Origin of the sequence: Kitasatospora nipponensis (genome assembly GCF_039528135.1) — a bacterium.
GTDB classification, from domain to species: domain Bacteria; phylum Actinomycetota; class Actinomycetes; order Streptomycetales; family Streptomycetaceae; genus Kitasatospora; species Kitasatospora nipponensis.
In genome coordinates this window covers 1-729 of sequence record NZ_BAAALF010000688.1, presented here as the reverse complement: position 1 = coordinate 729, position 729 = coordinate 1, and the positions used below count along the sequence as shown (strand labels likewise).

The 729-nt window shown below is 67.1% G+C and carries 1 protein-coding gene and 1 pseudogene; both read left to right on the top strand.

The features are described from left to right. Positions 1–390 (top strand): annotated as a pseudogene (locus ABD323_RS42730) (hypothetical protein); the annotation flags it as partial. An 82-nt stretch (positions 391–472) separates the two neighbouring features. Further along, complete coding sequence (locus ABD323_RS42725) at positions 473–652, top strand: hypothetical protein (RefSeq protein ID WP_184919420.1); 180 nt, start codon at positions 473–475, stop codon at positions 650–652. Positions 653–729: the final 77 nt, after the last annotated feature.

Genomic DNA, 729 nt, shown 5'->3' with positions numbered 1-729 from the left:
CGGCCCCCCCCAGCGCCGAAGGACCCCGCACCTTCCGCCTCCACGGCAAGCACCGGCGCAGGACCGGCGCAGGACCGGCAGGGCGCGGCAGACGCCAGCATCCGCCAGGTTCTTGCCGATCTGGGCCCAGCACACGCCGCCGGAGACCGGCGGAGCGTCATCACCATCGCCTGGTCCGCCAACAAAACCCTGACACCAGGCGAGATCGGCACGGTCGTGACCACCCTGCACGCCGATGGTGATGCCGACCTCGCCGAGGCCGTCCTGCTCGGCGGCCGGGACCGCTCTACCGCAGACACGATGCGTCTGGCCCTGGCCTTGATCGACCAGGGGCTGGCCCCAGCCGCTGAGCAGCTCATGCAGGCAGTCCTGCCCACGCTGGCGCACTGACCAGCCCAAAGGCAAGAAATCGTTCATCCGTATGCCGGTCGAACATTCACTTCCATCTTCCCTGTCAGGAGAATCAGAACCGATGAGCAACGCCGACCGTCAGGCCGAGAGCTGGATCGAGATCACGGCTCGCCTTGAGCAGACCCAGAGTGTCGAACCCACGATCTACGCTGACGGGGACTGGTCCATCATCGAGCGCACCACACTGACCGTGACGCGGAGCGGAAGCGCCGATACCAACCCCACGGACAAGGCGTCCTGACTCAGCGTCATATCGGCTTTCGGGCCGGCTCGGTTGGCCCTCAGGCCGGCCGGAGGCAACGGTGCCTTCAGTGTGGC